Below are 23,640 nucleotides of genomic sequence, written 5' to 3' on the forward strand. Positions count from 1 at the left end.
CCTCAGGCGACGGCCGGAACCACGGGCTCGACATGACGTGGAAAGATCCCCTGCGGGGCCGGCAGCTGCAACCCGGCCGGCAGCGGCGCATCCAGGGCAAGCAGCATCCGTTCCCCCGGCGCCACCCCGAGCTGGTCGAGCAGCCGGCCCATGCTGTCCGGCATGAACGGCTGCAGCACGGTGCCGACCTGGCGCAGCACGTCCACCAGCACGCGCAGCACCGAGCCCATCCGGGCCATGTCGGTTTTCTTGAGCGCCCACGGCGCCTGCCGGTCGATATAGCCATTGGAGGCGCGGACCACCTTCCAGACTTCCTCGAGCGCCTCGTGCAGCGCCTGGCGGTCGATCAGCACACGGACCACCCGGCGCAGCGCCTCGGCCTGGTTGAGCAGGACCGTGTCGTCGTCGGTGACCGATCCGCGATGCGGCAGCCTGCCGTCGCAGTTGCGGGCGATCTGCGACAGGGTGCGCTGCGCCAGATTGCCGAGGTCGTTGGCGAGTTCGACGTTGAGGCGCGAGATCAGGGCGCGGCGGCTGAAATCGCCGTCACCACCGAACGGCACCTCACGCAGCAGGAAATAGCGGACCGCATCGACGCCGAACTCGTCCGCCAGCGCCCGCGGGTCCACCACGTTACCGATCGACTTGCTCATCTTCTCGCCGTCGATGGTCCACCAGCCATGCGAATAGATCCGCTTCGGCAGCGGCAACTCGGCGGCCATCAGGAAGGCCGGCCAGAACACCGCGTGGAACCGCACGATCTCCTTGCCGACCAGGTGCAGGTCGGCGGGCCAGAAGCGCCAGAGCGGGTTGCTCTCGTCCGGATAGCCGAGTGCGGTGATGTAGTTCACCAGCGCATCCCACCAGACATACATGACGTGGGCCGGGTCATTCGGAACCGGCACGCCCCAGCGGAAACTGGTGCGGCTGATCGACAGGTCCTTCAGTCCCTGGCGCACGAAGCTGATCACCTCGTTGCGCCGCGCCTGCGGGCCGATGAAGTCAGGATGAGCATCGTAGAACGCCAGAAGGCGGTCCTGCCAATCCGAGAGGCGGAAGAAGTAGGACGGCTCCGTCACCCACTCGACCGGCGCGCCGGTCGGCGCCACGCGAACGCCGTCGGCACGCAGGACCAGCTCGTCCTCGCCATAGAAGCTCTCGTCCCTGGTGGCGTACCAGCCCTCGTAGGCGCCGAGATAAATGTGGCCGGCATCCTGCAGCCGGCGCCACAGCGCCGCACAGGCATCGAGATGACGTGGCTCGGTGGTGCGGATGAAGTCATCGAACGAGATGTTCATCGCCCGCGCCATGTCGCGGAAGTCCGCGGAGACCCGGTCGGTGAACTCCTGCGGCGCCACGCCGGCGGCAAGCGCCGCCTGCTCGACCTTCTGGCCGTGCTCATCGGTGCCGGTCAGGAAGAACACCTCATGCCCGTCGAGGCGCTTCCAGCGCGCCATGACGTCGGCCGCGATCGAGGTGTAGGCGTGCCCGATATGCGGCGCGCCGTTCACGTAATAGATCGGTGTCGTGATGGTATAGCGCTTGGTCATCGTCCACCGTTACGAAAGGCTGCGCAGCAGGTCCAGGCTCGACAGCAGCGCCTGCCGCTTGTCCAGGTTGAACCGTTCGGTCTCGTCCTGCACGTGACGGATCTGCTGCCAGACCGAGATGTCGTTGTCGGACGCCCGGTCGGAGGCGGCGTTTCCACGCGCCGCATCGCGGACCTCCCTTGATATGGCATCGCCGAGCAGCGTGAGAAAGGTCGCGAAACCACCTTCCTGCCGGTTGACGGCATCGACCATCTGGTATGCGCGGCTGCCGGACGTGCGCGAGGCAAGCGCCTCGCGGACCAGTTCGTCGAGTGCGATCCCGCCCTCACTGGCCAGCACCAGGGCCTGGCCCGGCGATCCGTGCGCCAGCGATGCCAGCACCTCGCGGTCGGCGTGCTCGCGATCGGGGAGCGTGCGCCCGAGCACCTTCATCATGCTTGCATCGTCGAGCACGTCCAGGCGCAGCGCGCGGCATCGGCTCCGGATGGTCGGCAGCAACCGGCCCGGCGACGCGCAGACAAGCAATAATACGGTGTGCGGCGGCGGCTCCTCGAGCAGCTTGAGCAGCGCGTTGGAGGCATTGCGATTGAGGAACTCGACCCCGTCGATAATCACCACGCGCCAGCCGCCTTCGGCCGCAGTGCGGCGCAGCAGGTCGCCGATCGGGCGGACGTCCTCGACGACGATCTCGCCGCGGAACCGCTGCTTTTTTTCGTCGAAGCTGCGTGCCACGGTGATCAGGTCGGAATGGCTGCCCGCGGCGACGCGGCGGAACACCCGATCGGCCCTGTCCACGAACAGGTCGTCGCCGGCTCGCCGCTCCGGTCCGGACAGGAGCCAGCGCGCGAACCGGAAGGCCAGCGTCGCCTTGCCGATCCCGACCGGGCCGGTGATCAGCCAGGCATGATGCAGCCGTCCAGTCCGCGCCGCCGACATCAGCGTGCGTTCGGCCGTCTCGTGGCCGATCAACCAGTCCTGCTCCCTGGGGGGCAACAGGGTTAGTGCGGTCATGCCGGAAGACGCTGCTCGACCTCGTGCAACATGACCTCGTGGACCTGCTGCGTGCTGCCGGTCGCCGGAATCGTAACCACCCGGGTTCCTGCCTGCCGAGCGATCTCGTGGAAGCCGCCCGCCACGCGCTGGTGAAACGCTTCATCCAGCCGCTCGTAACGGTCGCTCCGCGTGCCGCGCTGCCGCAGTCGGGCCAGCGCCAGGTCGCGCGGGAGATCGAGCAGGAGCGTGAGATCCGGCGCCAGCCCGACCAGCCCGATCAGCCGGTCGATAAAGCTGAGGCACCCCGGATCGCCCTGGCCGAGGCCATAGCCCTGGTAGGCAAGCGTAGAGTCGTAAAAGCGGTCGCAGACGACGACCATGCCGGCATCGAGCGCGGGCCTGATGGTGTTTTCGACATGGTCGAGCCTCGACGCGAAGTGGACCATCACCTCCGCCCGCAGGCCAAGCGCATGGTTGCCCTCGAGCAGGAGCGTCCGCAGGGTTTCTGCGCCCGGCGATCCACCGGGCTCTCGGGTACGCAACACCTTGCGGCCGCGCGCCAGCAACGCCTCCGCCAGGAGCACGGCCTGGGTCGATTTGCCTGCGCCCTCGCCGCCCTCGAGCGTAATGAACAGGCCGCTCAACTCCTGCCCAGATAGTGCTTGAGCACAGCGACGGCGCGAGCCGGCAGACCCATGCGTGCGACCGCGTCGACGGCAACCAGCGGCACCTGGATGTCGGTCACACCGGCACCGGAGATGGTGATCAGCCCAACCTGCTGGCCCTTGGCGATCGGGGCCGTGACCGGCGACTGGTAGTCGAGCGCCACTTTGACCCGGTTCTGCCAGCCGTGCGGCACGGTAAGCACAAGATCGGCGGCGGCGCAGGCGGTGACGGACGGTAGCAGCCCGAGCCAGACGGGAACGGTCTGCAGGACCTGTCCGCGTGACAACACACGCGCATTCTCGAAGTTGGCAAATGCCCAGTTCAGCAGCCTCGCACCCTCGGAGGCCCGGGCTTTTGACGAAGGAAGGCCGTTGACGACAAGGGTGATGCGGCGGCCACCCCGATCCGAACTGGCGCACAGACCAAAGCCACCGGCGTCGGTGTGGCCGGTCTTGAGCCCGTCGGCCAGGCCCTTGTCGACCAGGACGTTTCGGTTACCCTGGTTGATGTTGTTGAACTTGTAATCCTTCTCGGAAAAGAAGTGGTAGTCGTCCGGGAAGTCGGCGATCAGCCGGTGCGCCAGCGTCGCCACGTCGCGCGCCGACATGAAATGGTCCGGGTCCGGCCAGCCGGTGACGTTGCGGAACTGCGAGTTGGTCAGTCCGATGGTTTTCGCCTTTGCGTTCATCAACGCGACGAACTGCTCCTCCGAACCGGCAATGCCTTCGGCCAGCACGATGCAGGCATCGTTGCCCGACTGGATCAGCATGCCGCGGATCAGGTCGGAGACCGCTATCTGGCTACCGAGCGGCACGAACATCTTCGAGCCCTGCATCCGCCAGGCCTTCTCGCTGACCGGCAGCATCTGGTCGAGATGCAGCCGACCTTCCTTCAGCATGCCGAAGACGATGTAGGCGGTCATCATCTTGGTCAGCGACGACGGCGGCATGCGCTCGTCGGCGGCCTTCTGCAGCAGGACCGTGCCGGTCTGGAAATCAACCGCGAACGCCCAGCGAGCCTCGGTATCCAACGGGCCGACGGGCGTTTCCGCCGGTGAGCCCGCACCGGCCTGTGCGGTGCCATCGGTCGCGGACGAGTCGTCGTCGGAATCGGGCGTCGGCTTGGATGCGGGATGGGCGGGCACCGGGTGGCGCGGTCGCGCCAGCGCCCCGAAACCGGATGCAAGCGACGACGAGACCACGATGCTTCCGGCACCGCTCAGCAAAATCCTTCTGCTAGGCACGTTGATCCCTATTCGACGATGATGTGCGCACCGGTTACCCCGGCGCGGCGGGCTTGGTCCAGAGCCGCATCCGCATCCGACGTACGCTGGAACGGGCCGACACGCACGCTATAGATGATCTGCCGCCCCTGGCCGTCGCTCCGTACAGAGCCGCCGATGCTGGCGCCGATCTGGTCGGCGTAGCTGCGCTGGTTGAACTGCCCGGCGTCGATCCACAACGCGCCCGGCTCGGGTCTTGCCTGCTGCAGGCGCGGCGGCAGCTTGTCCGGCACACGCGCCTCATCCGTCGTAGGAGCGTAGCCGTGCCCTGGAACCGGAGCCTGCATGGCGGGCGCCGACGAGCCCGGAGCACCCAGCATTTGTTCCTGGACGCCCTCGACCGGTGCGGTGGCGATGTCGAGATGCGGGCCGGATGGAGACTGCTCCGCCAGACGGCGGCTGAGCCCGGCATCCATCTCGAGATCGACGCGGGTCGTGGCTCCGGGCTGGATGTCAAGCAGGCGCGCGGCGCCTTGGGTCAGGGCCAGCAACCTGCCCTGTGCGCCCGGTCCGCGATCGTTGACCCGGACCAGGATCGACCGGCCGTTCTCCAGGTTGGTCACCCGCAAGACCGACGGGAGTTGCAGCGTCTGGTGCGCGGCGGCAACCGCCGAGGCATCGTAGGCTTCGCCGTTCGCGGTCAGAGCCTGCGGACGAGACTGCTCGACGATGGCCAGGCCGGTGGCGTGGTACTCGAGTTGTTCCTTCGGGTAGAACCAGGTTCCGCCTCCGCCCTGCCAGGGCGAGCCCACCACGTAATGAGGCGCAGGAACCGGCGCGGCCGGGTTGATCTTGCGCTGGCAGCCGGCGATGGCGAGAACCAAGGCCAGTGCCGCGACGGGCTTTCTCACGCGGCGGCGTTGCCGATAAGGCCGACCGCCAATGCATAGAAATCCGATGGGTTGTAGCGCCTGATCACGTTGAAATTGGCATAGATCATGAACGCGTCGCCGCCCGCACCGTCCGGCAGGAGCAAGGCGCCATCGACATCCTGCCGCGAAAACCGCGAACCGTCGCTCCGCCGAACGCCGGCCTGATCCCAGCGCGCCAGCGGACGCATCGACTGGCGACCGGCGCTGGACGGGTCGATCTGCCGGGTCAGGGTGACGGCCTGACCCCATGGCTCGCCGGCGACCCAGCCGCTCTTGCCGAGATAGTTGGCAATCGAGGCGAACACGTCGGCGCGGTTGGTCCAGATGTCGCGATGGCCATCGCCGGTATAGTCGACCGCGAACCGGACATAGGAACTCGGCATGAATTGCGGCTGCCCCATCGCGCCGGCATAGCTTCCGAGCATCCGGGCCGGCGCCACGTCGCCATTGCCCAGGATACGGAGTGCGTTCATCAGCTCGGCGCGGAAGAAGCTGGCCCGGCGCCCGTCATAGGCCAGCGTCGCGAGTGCATCTACGACATTGAAGGAGCCGATTCGCGTGCCGAAGTTGGACTCCAGCCCCCAGATACCGACGACGATTCGCGGATCGACCCGGTAGCGCTGCCAGATATCGGTGAGCAGCGTCAGGTTTGCCTGATAGCCGGTGCGCGCCCCTTGCGTCTTCTGGGTTGAGATGACCCGGGTCCGGTACTGCGCCCAGGTCAAGGTGAACTCGGGCTGATGTCTGTCGAGTTCCAGCACCCGGGCGTTCGGGGCCTGCAACGAGAGCGCCTGGTCGAGAATCGACGACGGAACGCCATGGCTGCCGGCTTCGGCACGAACGCCTGCCAGGAAGCCCGCGTAGGATCCGGAAGCCTGGCGAACCGGCGCACGGGTGCGTCCGAAGGCTCCGGAACAGACCGAAACGGCCCCTGCGGAGAACATTGCTGTTGTAAGGGCACGGCGTGTTGTCATCGCTGGAATCTGTGCCACACGCGTCGGTGATACACAACGATCTCGACCGAAACGGCGCCTGATGACACGGCAATCGCCTTAGGGTGCAGGCTGACGGCCTTCCCTCGCTCCGCAGAGCAGATAGTGGAGGAACGGGCTCATGTTGGAGGCAATGACGTCCGCATTGACCGAGAGATACCAGGTCGTCACGAAGGAGGCGTTGGGGTTGCGGCCTTCCAGTGCGCCATCGTCGAAGGAATGACGGATCGGATCCGGGCCGGCGACCGCAACGTCAGGATACTCGGCCCGGTACCAGTCGGTATCGAACAGCAACGACATCGGCTCTATGATGCTGCCGGTCCGGCTAATAGAGCCGGTGCTGACTGGATCGACGAACGCATTGGGCTGGGGCTTGCCGATGGTCGGGGCCGATGTCGCGACCCGGGTCGGCGGGAGTGCGGAAACAGGCGCGTGCCTGGTCCGAAAGACATTGGTATCGTCCGGTCTGGCGGCGGTGGTTACGGATGGAGAACCGATCGGCCGACCTGCCGTCATCGGGGCCCGCACCGCACGAATCGCTCTTCCGGCGGCTTTTTATTGCCGTGGTCGAGTGATCGTTCTTGTCGGTGGCCAATGGTCGTATTCCGGAACCGGTGCTTCCGAAGCTAACCGATCGATGCGGCGGCGTCAGCCCCGATCCACGCCCGGCCCGCAACCAGCTTGATCAGGATGCGTTCCCGGACTTCAAGAGGTGGAGCAGCCAGTGGCGAACGCAGCGCGACGCAAGGGCGGAGTTCGACGGCACAAAGGCCTGATCGCGATCGGGACGTTCGCCGTCCTCCTGATCCTGGTGATCATCCTCTGGCAGTGGGACTGGTTCATCCCCTTGGTCGACCGCCAGGCATCCGCGGCGATCGGTCGCAAGGTTACGATCGAACATCTGCATGTACGGCTCGGTCGCGTGACGCGCATTATCGCCGATGACGTCAAGGTGGCCGGCACCGACCAATTTCCCAAGTCGCTGGCGACCGCGCAGCATCTCACTGTCAATGTGGAGCTGCTCCCGCTGATCAGGCATCGGCAGATCGTCCTGCCGCTGATCGATCTGGACCATCCCACCATCGACGCGGAGGCGGCGCACGACGGCACCAACAACTGGACGACGTCGGACAATTCGAACAGCAAGGCCGACAAGCCGAGTTCGTCACCACCGCTCCTCGGTATACTTCGTATCGAGGATGGTCACGTCCATGTCGTGGACGCCAAGTTGAAGGCCAACTTCAATATCCAGGTCGCCACGACCGAAACGCCGGATCCCGACATTCGGCCGATCCCGGTTGATCAGGGCCATATCGTCGCGAATGCGACGGGAACCTATGCAGGCCAGCCGATCACCGGCCGCTTCGTCGGTGGCGCTATCCTGTCCTTGCGGGACAAGACCCGCCCCTACCCGATCGACCTGCGTGTCGCCAACGGGCCTACCCATGTCTCGCTCGTAGGCACGATAGAGCAGCCGCTGACGTTCGGCGGCGCGAAGGTGAAGCTGCTGTTCGCGGGTCCCGACATGTCGCTGCTCTATCCGCTGACCGGTGTGCCGATCCCGCAGACGCCTGCATACAAGGTCGCCGGAAACCTCGATTACAGCCGCGAGCGGATCGCGTTTCGCGAGTTCACGGGACAGGTCGGCTCCAGCGACCTGAACGGCACCATCACGGTCGTTCCCGCCAAGATCCCGACGATCGATGCCAACCTGAATTCCCACAACGTCGATCTGGAGGATTTGGGCGGGTTCATTGGCGCGGATCCCGGCCACGGAGCGAAAACGCCTGCCTCCACGCCGAAAACACCCGATGCGCATCCTGCCTCGACAGGCGATGTACTGCCGAACACCCCGATCAACATGCCAAAGGTGCGCGCGGCCAACATCCACCTCGTCTACAAGGGGGATCACATCAAGAACCGGAGTATCCCACTCGATAATATCGTCGCACGCCTGAATATCGAGAACGGCGTGATCGATCTCAAGCAGCTTGATTTCAAGGTCGGCACCGGCACGATCTTCAGCAGTGCGACGCTGGATCCGGTCGGATCCTCCCTCAAGACCCGTGCCCATGTCGATTTCCACCGGATCGATCTGTCACGGCTTCTGCAGGCGACCCACACCTTTCATGGTCAGGGCATTATCGGTGGGCGTGCCGATATCACCACACGCGGCAGCTCGTTCGCGGACATGCTTGGAAACGGCGACGGCGGCATCTCGCTCGTCATGAGTGGCGGCGGCGACATCAGCGCGTTGCTGCCGGACATCGCCGGCCTCGAATTCGGCAATGCACTGCTGTCGGCACTCGGAATGCCAAACCGGGCGCAGGTGCAATGCTTTGTCATGGACATGCCTTTGAAGAACGGAATCCTGTCCACGAACTCGTTCCTGTTGCAGACCACGGAAGCCCGGTCGATCGGTCGCGGAACAGTGGATTTCAAGAACCAGACACTGGACTACAGCCTGACAACCCGCTCGTCGCATTTCAGCGTCGGCTCCCTGCCCGGCCCGATCAACATCACCGGCAAGCTGGGCAAGCCGGCGATCAGGCCGGGCGCCGAGGTTGTCGCCCGGGCCGGCGCCGCGGCCGGGCTGGGTGTGGTGCTGGCTCCGCTGGCGTTGCTTCCGACGATCCAGTTCGGCGTTGGGGAGACTGGTGCCTGCCAGTCGGCTCTGGAGGACATGAAGACGCATCCCGCGTCGCCGCCGATGCGTAATTCGGCCACTCCGCCGACCCGGACCAAACACCGTTCACACTGATGTCAAGGCGCGCGCGATCGGGTCGCCTCTCTAAATAAGGAGGTGACGCGGCACGGCACGAGCGATATGCCACCGCACCCGGGGTCGTCCACCGGGCACGGCAGGCTCGTCAACCCGCCACGTGTCGCCGGAGAAACCGCGCTTGCCAACGCCTCGCCCGCTCACGACCACCCGGATCGACTGAGGCGTGTTCTCGCTTTCAGTGACTGCGCTGTTCAAATCGGCTGGCGTTCATCCGCTCCTCCAGGCCCTGGCCATCATCCTGGGCACGTTCATCCTGGAGGATGCCGCGACCGTCCTGGCGGCGATGCAGGTACAGGATGGCCGGATCAACTGGGTCGTCGCCCTGGGTGCCCTCTATATGGGCATCATTCTCGGCGATCTCGGGCTTTACGGAATCGGGCGGCTGGCCGCGCGCTGGAGCTGGGCACGGCGCTTCCTGCCAGAGCAGCGCCGCATCAAGGGACGCGCCTGGATCGAGGAGCGGGTGTTTCGCGTGGTCTTCATCAGCCGGTTCATCCCGGGCGCGCGGTTGCCGACCTACACGACCTGCGGCTATCTGAAGGCAAGCTTCCGGCGTTTCGCGGTGGCTGCGATCCTGGCGACCTCGGTCTGGACGACGTTGCTGTTCATCGTCTCGCGCCATGTCGGCCAGTTCCTGATCGACCATCTTGGGGCCTGGCGCTGGGCCGGCGCTGCCGTCTTCGCGGTCGCGATCGTGCTGATCGGTCGCATTGCGGTGCGGCTGCAGAAAGAGAGTGAATGACAGTCCTGGTAGCCACCCGCCCGACCGTCAGGGAGCGATCGATCTCGTCGTTCGAGTTCTGGCCGGGGTGGATCTTCTACACGCCGGTGGTGCTGTTCTGGATCCTGCTCGGTCTCCGTCATCGCAGCCTCACGCTTCCGACCGCAGCCAATCCGAGGGTCGAGACCGGTGGGTTGTGCGGCGAGCGCAAGAGCACTGTCCTGGACCAGGCCGGGCCGGAGGCGGCAGCCTGGATCGCACCCTACGTGGTTTTTCGGACGGGAAGCGACGATCTGGCACGAGCGCGCTCGGCATTGGATGGGAAGAGCCTCCGCCTGCCGCTGGTGGTGAAGCCCGACATCGGCTGCAACGGCACCGGCGTACGGCTAGTCGAAACCAACGAGGCACTCGCCGAGAGCCTGGCAGCGTTTCCACGCGACACCGCCCTCGTGTTGCAGGAATTGGTGCCGTTCGATGGCGAGGCTGGGATATTCTACATCCGGCCCCCGGGCGCCCTGACCGGACATATCAGTTCGCTGACGCTGAAACAGGCGCCCATCCTGCTCGGCGACGGGCAGTCCAGCATTCGCGAGCTGATCATGGCCGACGAGCGGTCCGGCCAGATCCCGGAAATCTATATGCCGCGCCTGAACGGGCGCCTTGACGATGTGCTGGCGGCGGGCGAGCGGTTCCGCCTGGTGTTCGCGGGCAACCACTGCAAGGGGTCGATCTTCAGCGATGGGAGCCGCGACATCACGCGGGCATTGACCACGCGCGTCGATGCGATCATGCGCGACATCCCCGACTTCCATTTCGGACGGCTGGATGTGCGGTTCGAGAGCCAGGCCGCCCTGCGGGCCGGCGAAGGGTTCCGGATCATCGAGGTCAACGGCGTCGGATCGGAAGCAACCCACATCTGGGATCGGGCAACCCGGCTGCGCACCGCCTATCTGGACCAGTTCAGGCATTATAACATGGCGTTCGAGATCGGTGCGGAGATGCGACGGCGCGGTGCGAAGCCCAGCAGCATCCGCGAGCTTTTCTCCTACTGGAGGCTGCAGCGCCGGCTGATGTCGTCTTATCCGCTGAACGACTGAGTGGGCTTTAGCCGGGGCAATTGCTCGGCGCTCCACCGGAGCCGAAGATATACTGGCTGACCTGCTGTTCCAGGCTGACCATCTCACAGGTATCGGTGACCACCGCACCGGGTGCCAGCATGCGGCTCGACTTGCCGGCATCGACCATGAGTGAGTTCCCGGACGTCAGCGTGCTGCTGCCGATGGAGAGCTTGCTGTCGACCGGCAGCCTCAGGTCCTCGCCGATATGGAAATCCACCCTGGAGGTCATCGAACGGTTGTCGAGGGTGATCGCGGTCACGCTGCCGATCGGCACCCCTGCGAGCACCACGTCGGCACCCGAGTGCAGCCCGTTCGAGGACAGGAAAGTGGCCGCCAGATCATAGCCGGCGTCACCCCTGTCGTGGTCGAGCGTCGTCGCAGCATAGCCGTAGAAGCCGATCGCGACGGCGAGCACGGCGGCACTGGCGGCCACGGACGCAAAGCCGCGTCGGGATATTTGCGGCCTGGCCGTTGTCATGGTCATGCCCATGCCATACGAACCGAACGGATGCAGGTCAATCGCCGGTTGCTTGCGGCACGAGTGATTATGCTGCAACACGCTAGGCTTAGCTTCCGGCCAGGACTTTGAAATGACGACCATCCAGGCGCTCATCATCGCATTGCTGCAAGGACTCACCGAGTTGTTCCCGGTGAGCAGCCTGGGTCATGCAGTGATCCTGCCGGCCCTGCTGCACTGGACCCTGGACGAGCGCTCGCTCACCTTCCTGCCGTTCCTGGTCATGCTGCATGTCGGCACGGCGGCGGCATTGCTGCTGTTCTTCTGGCGGGACTGGCTGGCATTGGCGAGGGGGGCGCTAGGCCTTGCGGACCCGCTGCATGTCCGCGAGAGCCGCCATATCCTGATGCTGATCGTGATCGCGACGATCCCGGCGGTCATTTTGGGCTATGCCTTCGACAGCCTCTTCCGCACCCTGTTCGGTACGCCGATGATTGCCGCGATGTTCCTTATCCTGAACGGCTTGATGCTGTTCCTGGGTGAACGGCTGCGTGCGCGGTCGAGCATGACGGGCGACCGGGCGATCGCCGATCTGACCATCGTCGATGCGGTGGTGATCGGATGCTGGCAGTGCGTCGCGTTCCTGCCGGGAATTTCCCGGTCCGGTGCCACGATCACCGGCGGCCTGTTGCGCGGCATCGACCACCAGGCCTCGGCTCGGTTCTCGTTCCTGATCGCGCTCCCGGTGATCTTCGCCGCAACCGCGTCCCAAGGACTGAAGCTGCATCACGCCCATCTGGGGTTCACCGATCTCCAGCCAGCCATCCTCGGCGCCATCGTGGCCGGGGTCACGGCATTCGCCAGCCTCGCGTTCCTCATGCGCTATTTCAGGAACCACGATAACTGGGCAATGGGACCGTTCGCGATCTACAGCATCGTTGCCGGCGCCGGCAGCCTGTTGGCGCTCACGTTCCTCTGACGCCGCCACCGGGTTGCGGACGTCGATCCAGCATTGTCAGTGAGCCCGAATGTTACCGATGAAGATGATTGCGGCAGCCGTGGCCGTCACGCTCCTGTGCGCCGCGGGCCGTCCGAACATCGCGGTGATGCCGGTATCGCGGATGGACCAGGCCTGGTGGCGCGCCCGCTTCCAGGAAAAGCAGGCAGAGCTCAAGCGCGGGCCGGTCGACCTCCTCTGGATCGGTGACTCGATCACCCAGAACTGGGAACGCACCGGGCCGGAGCCCTGGCGGAATTTCGAGCCGATCTGGCAGCGGTTCTACGGCGATCGCCATGCGGTCAATCTCGGGTTCAAGGGCGACAGCACGTGTCACCTCTTGTGGCGGCTCGAACATGGCGAGCTGGACGGGATCTCGCCGCGTGGCGTGGTCCTGCTGATCGGAGCCAACAACTTCGGACACGTCCACACCGACGCGGAAGAGACGTTCGCCGGCATCCAGGCCGTGCTGGCCGAGATCCACCGGCGCCTGCCGGCAACGCACATCCTGTTGCTGGGAGTGCTACCGTCGATCCGTTCGAGCTGGGTGACCGAGAATACGACCCGCCTGAACAATGAGTTGCGCCAGTTCGCAAGCTCAGGTCCGTCCTACCTGACCTATGTCGATGTCGGCGGCCTGTTCCGCCATGACGGGGTGGTGGATGCAGGCCGGTTCCTCGACCCGCATCTGACGCCACCGGATCCGCCGCTTCATCCGAGCGCGCAGACGCAGCAGCAGATCGCCGCAACGATCGAGCCGTATGTCGCCCGCATGCTCGGTGACCACCCGCACTCCTGACGTTAACCGACCGGAAAGCGGCGTGCCGCATGCTGTAGCGATCCTTGGGGATCGGTACGGCATGCGCCCACATATTTTCGTTGCCACGCCGTGCTACGGCGGCGTCGTCGGCCAGGGCTACATGCAGTCCGTCTGCGCGCTCATGGCGACCGCGCCCGCTGCTGGCCTCGACCTGACCCTGGCCCTGCTCGGGCAGGATGCGCTGATCACCCGCTGCCGAAACACCCTGGTCGGCCACTTCGTCGCCCAGCCCGGGGCCACGCACATCCTGTTCGTCGATGCCGACATCTCGTTCGAGCCTGAACAGGTATTCAGGCTGCTCAGGGCCGCGAAGCCGATTGCCGCCGGCATCTACCCGCTGAAGACCTACCACTGGGATCGAGCCTGCCGGGACCGCGCAGCCGCCGGCGAGGAGGCCGAGAGCGCCGGGCTGCATTATGTCGGCGAGCCGGAGCCCGCTGGGACGATGATACGTGATGGCGATTTCGTAACCGGAATTTCTGCGGGAACCGGTTTCATGCTGATAGAGCGTACAACGATCGCCGCGCTTTCTGCCGCACATCCGGAAACCCGCTATCGCGGCACCCATGCGTATTCCGCGACAATGCCGGCGGCGACCGACAATCACGCCCTGTTCGACTGCCAGATAAACCCGCAGACCGGCATCTACATGAGCGAGGACTTCACCTTCTGCCATCGATGGCGAAAGCTCGGCGGCGAGATATGGCTCGATACCGGGTCCCGCCTCACACATACCGGCCCGTCCGACTTCCACGGCGTGCCGGACCGTCGTTTCGCGACGACGCGACCCCCGGGTTAAAAGCTCGACAACCCGTCGGCACAGCGCTTGGCCGCCTGGATCTGGCGCCGCCCGGTACGAGCCAGCCAGCCTTCGCCATAGATGCTGAAATTATGCAGGCTGCGATACGATGCCGCCTGTCCTGCCGCCAGGTCCCGGACCAGGCCTGCTGCAGCGTGCCGATGCGCGGCTCGAATTGTATTCGGTCCGCATAGTCCATCCTGGCCGACGTCGAGTACGCGCTGCAACAGCCGGACGCTGGTGCCCGTCCCCCGATTCCAGCCGAAATCGAACAGCATCAGGTCGATGCCGTGCGGCATGTCGTCGCACGCCATCGGGTTCCAGTATTGCGCCTTGGCGATCGCGCTGTACATCGCGAACGATAATTTTTTCATCGTATCGACCGTCAGGCTGGACGTCTTCATCCAGGCTGCGAGGGCGGGCGCGCCGACCCCCATGTTCGACCCGACCAGGACACCGGACCCGACCGCGCCGCCGGTCCAGTTTCCGGTATCGCGCGGATCGTCGACATAACCGCCCTCCTCTACACGGGTGAACGCGCTGCAGCCTACGAAATCCGCATCCAGTGCCTGGCCGACGCTATTCAAGCTGGTCTTCAAACCGGTCGCCATGTCAGCCATTCCATTCAATAATCATGAAGCCGTCTGCGCCCACGCCACCGCTTCCGGTGGTGCCTCCGGACCCGCCGCCGCCTGGCCAGTTGCCGGCATTGCCGGCGCCATCACCGGTGTTAGGCACGGCGCCCTGGACGCCGAAGCTCGCTCCGCCGGCACCACCGATGGCGACGTTGCCGATCTGATAGCCGCCCTGCCCGGCCCCCACGCCGATCGATGCGACGGAGTTGATGTTGTTGCTGATCGGAACACCCGCGGTGCCGCCGGTGCCGGCCTGCCCGCTCCGGCCTGCCTGGCCATTGCCGCCGCCGCCGATAATCATCCGGTCGCTGAAGCTGGTGGAGGTCGCTCCAGAGGTGCCTCCGGCAATCTGGATCGCGTAGGTCGAGCCGGCCGCAACATCGATCAGCACCTCGATATAGTTGCCGCCGCCGCCGCCGCCGCCAGGTGAGCCCGCGCCGGCATCGCCACCGGTTCCGCCGGCGGCCCACGCTCGCACCAGCACGATCGAAATGCCCGCTGGACAGGTCCAGCTGTAGGCGCCGGGCGTACCCCATGCGGTGCGGTTGCGGCGGGTCGCCGCGCCGACGAACGCGGTCGTGGCGAGGGTGACGCTCGCATCACCGGGCGGTGCGGTCGGCGCGGTAGGATTGGCGAGGAAGGCCGGCGATACGATCGGTGCCGCCTGCGGGAGCTTGACCGGCACGAACGGTGCGCCGGCCGCGAGTGCGATCATGCCCGCCGTGACCGTGGTGGCGGATGCAGGTATCGAGACATGCCAGAGCGGACTGGAACCGGCCGGGATCGATGCCGGCGAGGTGGCGATCATCGCCACCCGCTGCTGCACGACGGTGCCCTGCGCCTGTCCGTTTCCCTGCACCCCGATCAGGGTCCGGGTCGGATCGGCTGCGTCCACGTAGACGATCGCGGCACTTCCCGCCTGGGTCTCGACGACGCTGGCGGAAATGACGAAATCGCCGGTGCCGGGAAGCGAGACGATCACCGGGGCGGTGTTGACGCCGATCTTTAGCAGCGGATCGCCGTCCGGTGGCAGCGCGCCGTATGCGCCTGCATCGATGACGGTCGGGAAGCTCAGGCTTCCCGGACCGATCGATACGGCCAGTCCACCGACCGGCGTACAGCCGAAACCGTCTGCGTAGGCGGCCCCGTCACCGATCGTCATTTTTGCCAGAAATCCAAGCGCCACCATGGTGTTCCGCGATTGCAGCAACTGATCCGTATCGAGCGGCACAGCGCCGACATAGATGATTTGACGGTCCAACAGCCCGTACTCCGGTTGCAGGACATCGACCGCTTGCGCAGCATGTCTCTGATTTGATGGGTCTGGTCGTTCTCGTCTTCGGGACTCAGCCGATAATGGCGGTCCAGGCGATACTTCCGGCCGGCGCCACGCGCCCGATCGCCTCGTATAGGCCGAGCGTATCGACCGGCAGCGAGCCCTCGGGCCCTCCGGCCGCCACCGGATCGTCGGCCTCGCGGATACCCACCTGGAACGAACTCGGGATATAGCTGCTCGCGACCAGACCGGCCTCGATCTGCCAGCACTGCGTCAGCATTGCCTGGTTCGTAGCACCGGATGCAGTTCCTGCCAGCATGATCGCAATCCGCCGGCCGGCCTCACCCGGGCCCGCAAGCGTGGCTGCGATCCGCTGCCACTGCCCGATCATTGCCAGGTCGACCATCTGCGTCACGGCATTCGCGGGATCGGCCACGTCGGTGATCCGAAGTACGAGCGTGGTCAGGCCGTGGTCTGGCGGAAGCATGACCCATGCCGACCCGGTCACCGGCCCGGCATCCGCCGACGCCGACATCGACGGTCCCGACAAAACTCCCGCGCCGAGAACGGCGATGCTCAACTGCGGCTGGCCGCTCAGCAGCGCGCCGCGGCCACGGTCATCGACCACCCATCGCATTGCGGCTTCCGACACTGCCGGCAGGCAGTTGCTCCAGCCGGTACTGTCCTTGATCAGGTTGAATCCGCGCGCCTCCAGCAGGGGCCCCTGCGATATGCCAGCACTGTAGAGTTGCCGCAGGACCTGCCGCTGCGCGATCTGCATCGTCCCCGATGCGTCGATGAAACTCGCCTGGGAGGCGCGCGTGCTCCAGCCGGCACCGGACACGACCGTCAACAGATACTGGAATGGCATCCGGTTCGATGCGATCGTGATCGTCGGCGAACCGTAGCCGCCCGTGTCCGCTGCACGACCCGGTTCGAAGATCATCGGCGCACGGCCCAGAAACGTGAACAGCGCATTCGAGAGTGCCGAACGCGTCGCGCGCGGGATCAGCAGGCTTGCCTGGATACGGCTGCGGAACGCATCGTCCGTCTCGCCGGCACGCCGTCTCAGCAGCAAGCCAAAGAAATCGACGCAGATCATGTCGAGCAGGCCGGCGGTCGCCGTTGCGATCCGTGTCTGCTGGAGCACATACTCCATCAATCCATGGCAGTAGGACCATGCCCGGCCCCAGCCTGCCAGCAGCCCGTCCATGACCGGCGTGGCGCTGGATGTCGCATCCGGCGAGGTCATCGGAAACCAGGCGGCCGGCAGCACGGTGCGCACCCGCCGCACCATGTCGGCCGTCGAGCCGATGCCGGCCGCATCGTCACCTTGCGTGCTCATAACGGCGTCGTCACGATGGCAATCGCACCCGCCCGGACGACGCTGCCTGCCTGGCCGCCGATATCCGCGGCCGCGCCATTGAGCGAGATGTCCTGCACGTTCGACACACTCGCGTCGGCATCGTAGCAGAGCCCGGCAAGCCTGGAGAAACGCAGCGTCTGGCCGACACCCAGCGCGTTGATGTAGTCGACCAGAGCCGTATTCACCTCGGCGGTCACCAGATCCACATCGACGGACGCGTCCAGCGCGAGCACAACATTCAGCGCTGCAGTCAGCACGATCGGCGCCGCGACCGAGATGGATGTACCGACCGGTCGTGCTGCGTCGAGCGCCGCCGCGACCAGCGCAAGCAGCGACGCGGGCGGATTACCGCTGCCGTCATCGACGATCACGTGGATATTCCCGGGCATCGGGATCCCTGCAGCGGTCTCGTTTTCCTGGATGGTGTAGGTCAGTTGTTGCTGGACCGAGGCGATCGCGTAGCCGAGTGCCTGCTTCGTCGCCTGCGACCGCGTGTTGATATAGGTGGTGAACCGCAGTCGCAGCGCGGCATCGGTTTCCGCCGACTTGCCGCCGCTGAATGCGTTGAGGTTGGTCACGGTGTCGATCCCGGAAATCGCCGTTCCAAGCACGTTCACCGCGCCGCTCTGGATGTTTCCCGCCAGGCCCGCCGTAGCGGCCTGCACCTGCACGATCACGCTGGCGACGCCGACCGCCCGGAAATAAGGCCCATTCACCACCCCGAAGCTTTGTGATGCGTCGCTGGTCCGGACAGTAGCGCCATCGGGAATCGTCGCGCCCTGGGATGCGGGGTTGAACGACGACAACGTCACCTCGCCGGACGCCTGGGTCGCCGGCAGGCGTGCCATGCCGAAATCCTGCACCCAGCTGTCGGCGTCTGCACCGATGCTGGTGGACAGGCGCGTCATGCTGAGAACCTGGAGCAGCAGATACTGCAGCCAAAGCGCCACCGAGGCGGATGCCTCCAGCATCGCGCGCAACACCGAGCCGACCGTCAGGTCGATCAGGCTCGCGCACGATCCCTGGACGGTCGCCGCCATGGTGTTCACGAGCGTCGAGAAGTTCTGGAGAGACAACTGCATCTAGCCACCGATCGGTAAGGTGAGGACCTGGCTGTTGCCGGAACCGGCATCCGTGTAGGTGATGGTCGCGCTGATCGCGCCGATCCGGTTGCCCGCCAGAACGACGGACGGTTCCGGCGCCGCTGCCACCGAGACCTCGTATGCCATCTGCGCGCGAACGATCGCGGCGATCCGCTGTCGCGACGCGACGCCGCCGACCAGCGCCGGAAGACCGGCCCCGTAGGGCAGTTGCCAGATATAGGTTCCGGGACTGGTCAGAAGCCGATGCAGCACGCGCTGCCGTGTTTCGTCATCGCCGCCGACCACGGCGAGATCACCGGACGGGCCCAGCTGAAGATCGCCGCCGACGATGTGGGCGAGGTCAGCCATGCGCCTGCACCGGCGCGCCCGACAGGCCCTGGCCGGTCTGTACGCCGCCATGCTTATGGGTTCCGAGACTGATGCCGGCGGAAACCACATCGCCGCTGGCCTCGATTCTGCCGTCGATGATCAGCTTTCCGCGTATATATATCCCGGTGTCCGTCATGTGCAGATAGGTCCCGCCATCCAGAAAGATGCCGATCTCGCCTGGCTGCACCGGCCGTCCAGTTGCGGGAGCGACCGGCGGCGTGAGCGATACGTCGAACAGCCTGGCAACGACGATCGGATGCTCGGCATCGCCTTCGACCGGCACCACCAGAACCTGCGTGCCGATCTCCGCCGGGCAGGCGATCCGCAAGCCGGAGGCGGCAATCGCGGCGTCCGGTATCCAGCCGCTCTCGATTCCTTCCGGCTGGATCGTCACCTTCACCGAATGCGAGACCGCATCCACGCTGGTGACGAGCGCATGGCGAGGCTGGCCGAGGGCCGCCACCTGCTTTGCGGCATGGAGCTTGATCGTCTCGAGCCAGTCAGCCACTTGCCGCTCCTTCGCCTGAGTCGATCCGAGCCGTGATGTGCTGAATGAAGCCGCCGTCGAGCGACATTTCGCGCTCGATCCGGTCGATCGTGTAGATCCGGTCCCAGCTGGTTCCGGTTCCGGACAGCCTGAGCCGATGTCGCGCAGTCAGATCGAGCTCGCCCGCCATGCTGCCGCTGATGACCCGCTCATGCGCACGCAGCCGGGAGAAGATGTTCTGTGCGAGCAACTCGGCATCGTCTTGAAGCAGGTTCGGCTTGATCACCTGGAACTCGCGTATGTCGCCGGTCACGGTCTGTGGATACCGTGCCGTCACCTGCTGCCGCTGCCGGCTGTTCCAGCTCGAGACCTTCACCTGCACCGATCCGGTCAGCCCGAAACTCCTGTCCATGGTCAGATGCGAGATCGACAATGTCGGAGATGCACTCTGGATGCCCGGCGGCGCATAGTGAACCTCGAACAGGTCGCTCATGTCCGAGACCGGTTTCTTGAAATGCAGCGTGGTGCCGTCGACCCAGAGCTCGTAGCCCTCGAGATCGGCCAGTTCCGCCAGCAGGTCCCAGCCGTTCGCATGCCGCGAGAAGCCCGCCAGCGCCGACTTGGTATGCTGGATCTGGTAGTACTGGCCGACGAGTTTCGATGTGGGATCCAGATCGGCGGTCAGCTGGCAACGCGCCGCGAGCGTGGCCGCGATCTCGGAGGCGGTCTTGTTCAGGTAGCCATCCTGGAGTGCCAGGTCGATCAGTCGCGCCGCATGATCCCGGCCATCGAACGATACGGTGCCCGAGGCCTGGTCCAGGCTGATGCGATCCGCGACCCCCGTCACCATGCGCACCCAATCGAGGTCCTCCTCGTCGGCACCCGACGGCAGCATCCCGAACTCTACGGCGACGTCGAGCTGGTCTGCATCGACCCAGCCGAGCCCGAGGATCCGGGTGATCTCGGTGGCACTGGCATGGATGCGGAAGCTCGCCGCCCGGGAGCTACGCGGCAGGCCGATTTCCGCCGAGCGGCATCCGTTGACGACCGCTCCATCCACGATGAGCCGCATGCGCGGGCGCCTGACCTGGCTGCCGGTGCCACTCACGCGCCTGGCAGCCCGTTGCCGGCACTCGCATCAAAGTCCGGAATATGCAGGCTGGTCAGTCCGAATATCATCGGGTCCGACACTCCGTTCAGCGCGGCGATCCGGTACCACTGGGTGGCGTCGCCGAGCTCGCGCGACGCTACCGAGAACAGGTCGGTGCCGGCGACCAGGATTGTCCGCATCATCGACCTCACGCATGGACAAGGGGTTCCGAGACCCGGGTTCCGGCCGTGGCCGCGTTGGCCGTGGCCAGGTTGGCGTTGATCCGGTTGAGATGCCCGCCGCCGCGAACCGCTGCCGCCAGCATGGCGGCCTCGCCGGTCGCCACCGCCAGGGCGGATGCGGATGCAAAGGACAGGGGCACATCCGGAGACGCGGCCACACCGATCGCACTGCCGGAAATCACCGCCTGAAGCGCCAGGCCCGGGATGCCGAGGTTGGCCTGTATGGGTCCATATGCGTTGGCTGGGCCCGTTGAAGCGGCATCCACGGCCTGCGCCGTCGCCTCCAGGCCGGCGGCCACCGTTCCCAGTGTGCCGGCAAGCGCCGCGAGCCGCGCATCTCCCGACCGGCCGCCGAGCGTTGCGAACGACGATGCCGACGCGATACCCGTCTGCAACACATCGAGGCCGATGCTGAAGTCGCCCTGTAGTGCGAACGCCAGGTCGTTCGCGCCGGTGCCGTTGCCTGCAGGGTCCGGAACGATCTCGCACCTGATCCGGTAGGAAATGACCGCGCCGCGATTCTCGTAGTCATACTGGTAGTGAACGATGACGACGTTGAACGTGTAGTCGCCGAAGCTCACGATCCGCTGGCTGCCCTGCTGGCGCATGAAGTCCAGCGCCCGTGCCCGTCGTGCGGCATCGGGCCCGGTGAACAGGCCGCGCCAAGCGATGACGCCCTGGTCGCTGCCCATCGCATCGATGATCCTGCCGCCGCCCGGCAGCCTGTGGATCGTGACGGCCTGGGCACCGCCGATGCTGATCCTGGCAGGTACTTCGTGACCCTGCAGAAGCAGATCGCCGATGATCAGCGGTGCCGGGCTGCCGACCAGCAGTTCCACCCCGCCACCGAGTGAGCCGAGGATGCCGCTCATCGCGGAACCTGCGCACCGGAATAGATCGGCACCGCACGCAGATCGACCCGCGACGTGCCATGCGACGGCAACGATGCCTGCCGCGCCTGCGACGAAGCAGTAAGCTGGCCGAGTCGTCGTCCATCCAGCATGACGTCTCCCGTGAGATGCACCACCAGTGGCGCGCCAGGGGCCGTACCCGGCTCGTCCGGCGACTGTCGGCCGGGATCATGCCCGAACGCTCCTGCAGGCCACTGCTGGCCGCCGGGAACCGCGCCCTGCTGCGGCCAGCGGGCGAGTGCTGCTGGCGGTGGAACCACGCGCCTCTGCAGCTCCATCGTAGCTGCAGCACCGCCGGCGGCTGCCGAGGCCGCACGGCTTGTGCCCGGGATCCTGCTCGCCGCCGTGATCATCCGGCCCGGCTGCATGATCACGGATGTAGATACGAACGGAGGGGTGGTCGGACTGTCGGGTCGAGCAGGAGCACCGGCATCCGGCACCGCCTCCGGTGACGGCAGGTGCCGGAATGGGGCATATGCCGACAGCTGGTCGCGCCGGGCCCCCGAACGGAAAAGTGCCGGCAATATGCCGATACTTTCTCCGGATCGACCGGGCATCTCTGGAGCGCCCTCCGCGTGAAGTATGGTTGTCCGGTCTATCGAGTCATGCCCGGCACGACCTGCCACCCGCGATGACACCGGGGGCGAAGCAGCAATACCGGGCCCGATCGCCGGGCGAGGCAGGCCTGCCGCCGCCAGTGCCCGCAGGATTGATGGCGATCCGGTTGGAACCGGACCGGGATTCCGAAGTAGGCGCTGCTGACGGACTTCCGCGACACGCGAACCAACCGCCGGCCCCGACGCAACGCCGGACCGGACGTTCGACCTGCGACTATCTCCGACGATCGGTTCTTGCCGAGCCTCTATCGGCAGTCCGGGAGCCGGTGGCCGATCCGCTTCCGCCGGCGCAACAGCCTTGGCAACCGCGCCGGACCGAAACGCAGTCCGGCCAGGCACCCCCGCCCGAACCGCGCGGTCGTTCACGGCATGCGACTGCGAGAACAGCTTCACGACATGCCGCGCCACGCCTGTCGCGGCCGCGTCCACCGGACGCGATACAAGCTCGAGGTGCGGCGATAACGCCGGGGGCTGGCCGGGCAATGCGAGAAGCGATAGCGCCATGCGGTGCGACAGGATCAAGCGTCTACCCCCCTCGGTCCAGTGATACAGCGCGGGCTTCAGCGTCCGTCCGACCAGCTCAGCGACACCCAGTCGAACACCTGGCCGTCGAGTTCGCCGAGCGCTACGCAGCAGGCCAGCCGTCTTCGTTCCGACATCAGCATGACCTCGGACCACGGCACGCCCCCCTTCACCAGAAACAGGATCTGGCGAAGCAGGGCGTGCCGGCTCAGTTTTTTGCGGTATCGAGCTCGCTGCCGGACTGTGTGTTGTCCGGTTCATCGTCGGGGTAATGGACGCGCGACAGCGCATCCATGCCGCCGTTGCCGACCCGCCGACCGAGCTCGCGCACGGCTTCCTTGGTGGTCGGCATCATCACCGGCTTGCCGTCGATCGCGCTGACCGAGCAGATCATCAGCGCATAGCGCATCCAGGCCGCCGAGGATGCCGCAGATCCCGCGGCCTCGATCAGGTCGAGCATGTCCCCCGGGTTGGCCTCGCGCAGTGCGAAACGCCGATCGTCGGCGCAGGTGATTTCCGCAGGCAGGACCATCAGACCCGGTTCCTCTGGCTGGCGTAGAAACCGATCGTCTGCTTGACGATGTTTTCGGCCTGGTAGTGCCCCGCGCTGGTCAGGGTCAACGAGACGCCGATGAACTCGTACGTGCTGGTCGATCCATCCGGTTCCGACACGTACTGGTAGATCGTGCCCGACCCGATCACGCCTGCGTTCCAGAACGCCGCCTCGATCGCGGCGATCAGGTCGTCGAGCGCCGACGATCCGCGATCGACATGGAAGTGCCCGCGCCATCCCGCCGGCGTATTGAACTCGATCGGCACGCTGTTGAGCGGATCCGAGCGCTGCCGGCGCACCTCCTGCGCCGCCTGGAAGCCGGTGACGTCACGCAGGTCCAGCCGTACGCCGTTCCAGAGCAGGACGACCTGGCAGTCGCGGCCGATGCTGTATGGATTACCCAAATTCATGTCCCTT

27 protein-coding genes are annotated in these 23,640 nt (G+C 65.8%); 6 read left to right on the top strand and 21 right to left on the bottom strand.

Features of this window, described 5'->3' with window-relative positions; genetic code table 11:
• Positions 1-2: 2 nt before the first annotated feature.
• The 7 genes from metG to HN018_RS10720 all read right to left on the bottom strand — a co-directional run bounded on the left by metG (position 3) and on the right by HN018_RS10720 (position 6,871).
• On the bottom strand, positions 3-1,550 hold the full coding sequence (gene metG, locus HN018_RS10690; RefSeq protein WP_171835389.1) for a methionine--tRNA ligase: 1,548 nt from the start codon (positions 1,548-1,550) through the stop codon (positions 3-5).
• A gap of 9 nt (positions 1,551-1,559) precedes the next feature.
• On the bottom strand, positions 1,560-2,561 hold the full coding sequence (locus tag HN018_RS10695) for a DNA polymerase III subunit delta' (protein ID WP_171835390.1): 1,002 nt from the start codon (positions 2,559-2,561) through the stop codon (positions 1,560-1,562).
• Positions 2,558-3,187 carry a dTMP kinase gene (gene tmk / locus HN018_RS10700; RefSeq protein WP_171835391.1) on the bottom strand — a complete coding sequence of 210 codons (630 nt, stop codon included), beginning with the start codon at positions 3,185-3,187 and terminating at the stop codon, positions 2,558-2,560. Before tmk ends, HN018_RS10695 begins: the two co-directional genes overlap by 4 nt.
• A complete protein-coding gene (locus HN018_RS10705) occupies positions 3,184-4,458 on the bottom strand; it encodes a D-alanyl-D-alanine carboxypeptidase family protein (RefSeq protein ID WP_171835689.1) in 1,275 nt (424 codons plus the stop codon). The genes tmk and HN018_RS10705 overlap by 4 nt, the downstream gene beginning before the upstream one ends.
• Before the next feature lie 2 nt (positions 4,459-4,460).
• The gene (locus tag HN018_RS10710; RefSeq protein WP_171835392.1) at positions 4,461-5,342 is read right to left on the bottom strand and encodes an SPOR domain-containing protein; all 882 of its coding nucleotides are present in this window, start codon (positions 5,340-5,342) and stop codon (positions 4,461-4,463) included.
• Complete coding sequence (locus HN018_RS10715) at positions 5,339-6,337, bottom strand: lytic murein transglycosylase (protein ID WP_171835393.1); 999 nt, start codon at positions 6,335-6,337, stop codon at positions 5,339-5,341. The genes HN018_RS10710 and HN018_RS10715 overlap by 4 nt, the downstream gene beginning before the upstream one ends.
• Before the next feature lie 78 nt (positions 6,338-6,415).
• Complete coding sequence (locus tag HN018_RS10720; protein WP_171835394.1) at positions 6,416-6,871, bottom strand: hypothetical protein; 456 nt, start codon at positions 6,869-6,871, stop codon at positions 6,416-6,418.
• Positions 6,872-7,079: 208 nt separating this feature from the next.
• Between HN018_RS10720 and HN018_RS10725 the strand changes: the two genes are divergently transcribed.
• From HN018_RS10725 to HN018_RS10735, 3 genes are all read left to right on the top strand, one after another.
• The gene (locus HN018_RS10725) at positions 7,080-9,116 is read left to right on the top strand and encodes an AsmA family protein (RefSeq protein WP_171835395.1); all 2,037 of its coding nucleotides are present in this window, start codon (positions 7,080-7,082) and stop codon (positions 9,114-9,116) included.
• A gap of 187 nt (positions 9,117-9,303) precedes the next feature.
• The gene (locus tag HN018_RS10730; protein ID WP_171835396.1) at positions 9,304-9,882 is read left to right on the top strand and encodes a DedA family protein; all 579 of its coding nucleotides are present in this window, start codon (positions 9,304-9,306) and stop codon (positions 9,880-9,882) included.
• Positions 9,879-10,958 carry an ATP-grasp domain-containing protein gene (locus HN018_RS10735; protein WP_171835397.1) on the top strand — a complete coding sequence of 360 codons (1,080 nt, stop codon included), beginning with the start codon at positions 9,879-9,881 and terminating at the stop codon, positions 10,956-10,958. The genes HN018_RS10730 and HN018_RS10735 overlap by 4 nt, the downstream gene beginning before the upstream one ends.
• Positions 10,959-10,965: 7 nt before the next feature.
• On the opposite strand, the gene HN018_RS10740 is transcribed toward HN018_RS10735, so the two are convergent.
• Positions 10,966-11,463, bottom strand: coding sequence for an MlaD family protein (locus HN018_RS10740; protein ID WP_239479210.1), 498 nt, complete (start codon positions 11,461-11,463; stop codon positions 10,966-10,968).
• 106 nt (positions 11,464-11,569) lie between these two features.
• Between HN018_RS10740 and HN018_RS10745 the strand changes: the two genes are divergently transcribed.
• The 3 genes from HN018_RS10745 to HN018_RS10755 all read left to right on the top strand — a co-directional run bounded on the left by HN018_RS10745 (position 11,570) and on the right by HN018_RS10755 (position 14,052).
• Complete coding sequence (locus HN018_RS10745; RefSeq protein WP_171835398.1) at positions 11,570-12,415, top strand: undecaprenyl-diphosphate phosphatase; 846 nt, start codon at positions 11,570-11,572, stop codon at positions 12,413-12,415.
• A 58-nt stretch (positions 12,416-12,473) separates the two neighbouring features.
• On the top strand, positions 12,474-13,232 hold the full coding sequence (locus HN018_RS10750) for a GDSL-type esterase/lipase family protein (RefSeq protein ID WP_239479212.1): 759 nt from the start codon (positions 12,474-12,476) through the stop codon (positions 13,230-13,232).
• A 61-nt stretch (positions 13,233-13,293) separates the two neighbouring features.
• Entirely contained in the window at positions 13,294-14,052 is a 759-nt protein-coding gene (locus tag HN018_RS10755) for a hypothetical protein (protein WP_171835400.1), read from the top strand.
• Here the strand turns inward: HN018_RS10755 and HN018_RS10760 are convergent.
• The 13 genes from HN018_RS10760 to HN018_RS10815 form a co-directional block, all read right to left on the bottom strand.
• Positions 14,049-14,663, bottom strand: a complete 615-nt coding sequence (locus tag HN018_RS10760) for a glycoside hydrolase family 108 protein (protein ID WP_171835401.1) — start codon at positions 14,661-14,663, stop codon at positions 14,049-14,051. The genes HN018_RS10755 and HN018_RS10760 overlap by 4 nt on opposite strands.
• A gap of 1 nt (position 14,664) precedes the next feature.
• Positions 14,665-15,948 (bottom strand): hypothetical protein, encoded by a 1,284-nt coding sequence (locus tag HN018_RS10765; RefSeq protein WP_171835402.1) that lies wholly within the window; start codon positions 15,946-15,948, stop codon positions 14,665-14,667.
• An 85-nt stretch (positions 15,949-16,033) separates the two neighbouring features.
• On the bottom strand, positions 16,034-17,308 hold the full coding sequence (locus HN018_RS10770; RefSeq protein ID WP_171835403.1) for a phage head spike fiber domain-containing protein: 1,275 nt from the start codon (positions 17,306-17,308) through the stop codon (positions 16,034-16,036).
• Entirely contained in the window at positions 17,305-18,411 is a 1,107-nt protein-coding gene (locus HN018_RS10775; protein WP_171835404.1) for a baseplate J/gp47 family protein, read from the bottom strand. The genes HN018_RS10770 and HN018_RS10775 overlap by 4 nt, the downstream gene beginning before the upstream one ends.
• Positions 18,412-18,780 (bottom strand): hypothetical protein, encoded by a 369-nt coding sequence (locus HN018_RS10780; RefSeq protein ID WP_171835405.1) that lies wholly within the window; start codon positions 18,778-18,780, stop codon positions 18,412-18,414.
• Positions 18,773-19,309, bottom strand: coding sequence for a phage baseplate assembly protein V (locus HN018_RS10785; RefSeq protein ID WP_171835406.1), 537 nt, complete (start codon positions 19,307-19,309; stop codon positions 18,773-18,775). The genes HN018_RS10780 and HN018_RS10785 overlap by 8 nt, the downstream gene beginning before the upstream one ends.
• Positions 19,302-20,360 carry a hypothetical protein gene (locus HN018_RS10790; protein WP_171835407.1) on the bottom strand — a complete coding sequence of 353 codons (1,059 nt, stop codon included), beginning with the start codon at positions 20,358-20,360 and terminating at the stop codon, positions 19,302-19,304. The genes HN018_RS10785 and HN018_RS10790 overlap by 8 nt, the downstream gene beginning before the upstream one ends.
• A 32-nt stretch (positions 20,361-20,392) precedes the next feature.
• Entirely contained in the window at positions 20,393-20,581 is a 189-nt protein-coding gene (locus HN018_RS10795) for a hypothetical protein (RefSeq protein WP_239479214.1), read from the bottom strand.
• A 5-nt stretch (positions 20,582-20,586) separates the two neighbouring features.
• The gene (locus tag HN018_RS10800; RefSeq protein WP_171835408.1) at positions 20,587-21,492 is read right to left on the bottom strand and encodes a hypothetical protein; all 906 of its coding nucleotides are present in this window, start codon (positions 21,490-21,492) and stop codon (positions 20,587-20,589) included.
• Positions 21,489-21,791: a hypothetical protein gene (locus HN018_RS10805; RefSeq protein ID WP_172443473.1), complete on the bottom strand. Its 303-nt coding sequence runs from the start codon at positions 21,789-21,791 to the stop codon at positions 21,489-21,491. The genes HN018_RS10800 and HN018_RS10805 overlap by 4 nt, the downstream gene beginning before the upstream one ends.
• A gap of 917 nt (positions 21,792-22,708) precedes the next feature.
• Positions 22,709-22,831, bottom strand: coding sequence for a hypothetical protein (locus HN018_RS29100; protein ID WP_275434313.1), 123 nt, complete (start codon positions 22,829-22,831; stop codon positions 22,709-22,711).
• Positions 22,832-22,878: 47 nt separating this feature from the next.
• Positions 22,879-23,202, bottom strand: a complete 324-nt coding sequence (locus HN018_RS10810; RefSeq protein ID WP_239479216.1) for a hypothetical protein — start codon at positions 23,200-23,202, stop codon at positions 22,879-22,881.
• Complete coding sequence (locus HN018_RS10815; protein WP_239479217.1) at positions 23,202-23,633, bottom strand: hypothetical protein; 432 nt, start codon at positions 23,631-23,633, stop codon at positions 23,202-23,204. Before HN018_RS10815 ends, HN018_RS10810 begins: the two co-directional genes overlap by 1 nt.
• Positions 23,634-23,640 lie beyond the last annotated feature (7 nt).

It is taken from the genome of Lichenicola cladoniae, from assembly GCF_013201075.1.
Lineage (GTDB): Bacteria > Pseudomonadota > Alphaproteobacteria > Acetobacterales > Acetobacteraceae > Lichenicola > Lichenicola cladoniae.

Excerpts from the sequence above, each read along its gene's own strand:
- metG (WP_171835389.1), bottom strand. The coding sequence starts at position 1,550 with ATGACCAAGCGCTATACCATCACGACACCGATCTATTACGTGAACGGC.
- HN018_RS10695 (WP_171835390.1), bottom strand. The coding sequence starts at position 2,561 with ATGACCGCACTAACCCTGTTGCCCCCCAGGGAGCAGGACTGGTTGATC.
- HN018_RS10715 (WP_171835393.1), bottom strand. The coding sequence starts at position 6,337 with ATGACAACACGCCGTGCCCTTACAACAGCAATGTTCTCCGCAGGGGCC.
- HN018_RS10720 (WP_171835394.1), bottom strand. The coding sequence starts at position 6,871 with ATGACGGCAGGTCGGCCGATCGGTTCTCCATCCGTAACCACCGCCGCC.
- HN018_RS10735 (WP_171835397.1), top strand. The coding sequence starts at position 9,879 with ATGACAGTCCTGGTAGCCACCCGCCCGACCGTCAGGGAGCGATCGATC.
- HN018_RS10740 (WP_239479210.1), bottom strand. The coding sequence starts at position 11,463 with ATGACCATGACAACGGCCAGGCCGCAAATATCCCGACGCGGCTTTGCG.
- HN018_RS10745 (WP_171835398.1), top strand. The coding sequence starts at position 11,570 with ATGACGACCATCCAGGCGCTCATCATCGCATTGCTGCAAGGACTCACC.
- HN018_RS10750 (WP_239479212.1), top strand. The coding sequence starts at position 12,474 with ATGAAGATGATTGCGGCAGCCGTGGCCGTCACGCTCCTGTGCGCCGCG.
- HN018_RS10755 (WP_171835400.1), top strand. The coding sequence starts at position 13,294 with ATGCGCCCACATATTTTCGTTGCCACGCCGTGCTACGGCGGCGTCGTC.
- HN018_RS10760 (WP_171835401.1), bottom strand. The coding sequence starts at position 14,663 with ATGGCGACCGGTTTGAAGACCAGCTTGAATAGCGTCGGCCAGGCACTG.
- HN018_RS10770 (WP_171835403.1), bottom strand. The coding sequence starts at position 17,308 with ATGAGCACGCAAGGTGACGATGCGGCCGGCATCGGCTCGACGGCCGAC.
- HN018_RS10775 (WP_171835404.1), bottom strand. The coding sequence starts at position 18,411 with ATGCAGTTGTCTCTCCAGAACTTCTCGACGCTCGTGAACACCATGGCG.
- HN018_RS10780 (WP_171835405.1), bottom strand. The coding sequence starts at position 18,780 with ATGGCTGACCTCGCCCACATCGTCGGCGGCGATCTTCAGCTGGGCCCG.
- HN018_RS10790 (WP_171835407.1), bottom strand. The coding sequence starts at position 20,360 with ATGCGGCTCATCGTGGATGGAGCGGTCGTCAACGGATGCCGCTCGGCG.
- HN018_RS10795 (WP_239479214.1), bottom strand. The coding sequence starts at position 20,581 with ATGATGCGGACAATCCTGGTCGCCGGCACCGACCTGTTCTCGGTAGCG.
- HN018_RS10800 (WP_171835408.1), bottom strand. The coding sequence starts at position 21,492 with ATGAGCGGCATCCTCGGCTCACTCGGTGGCGGGGTGGAACTGCTGGTC.
- HN018_RS10810 (WP_239479216.1), bottom strand. The coding sequence starts at position 23,202 with ATGGTCCTGCCTGCGGAAATCACCTGCGCCGACGATCGGCGTTTCGCA.
- HN018_RS10815 (WP_239479217.1), bottom strand. The coding sequence starts at position 23,633 with ATGAATTTGGGTAATCCATACAGCATCGGCCGCGACTGCCAGGTCGTC.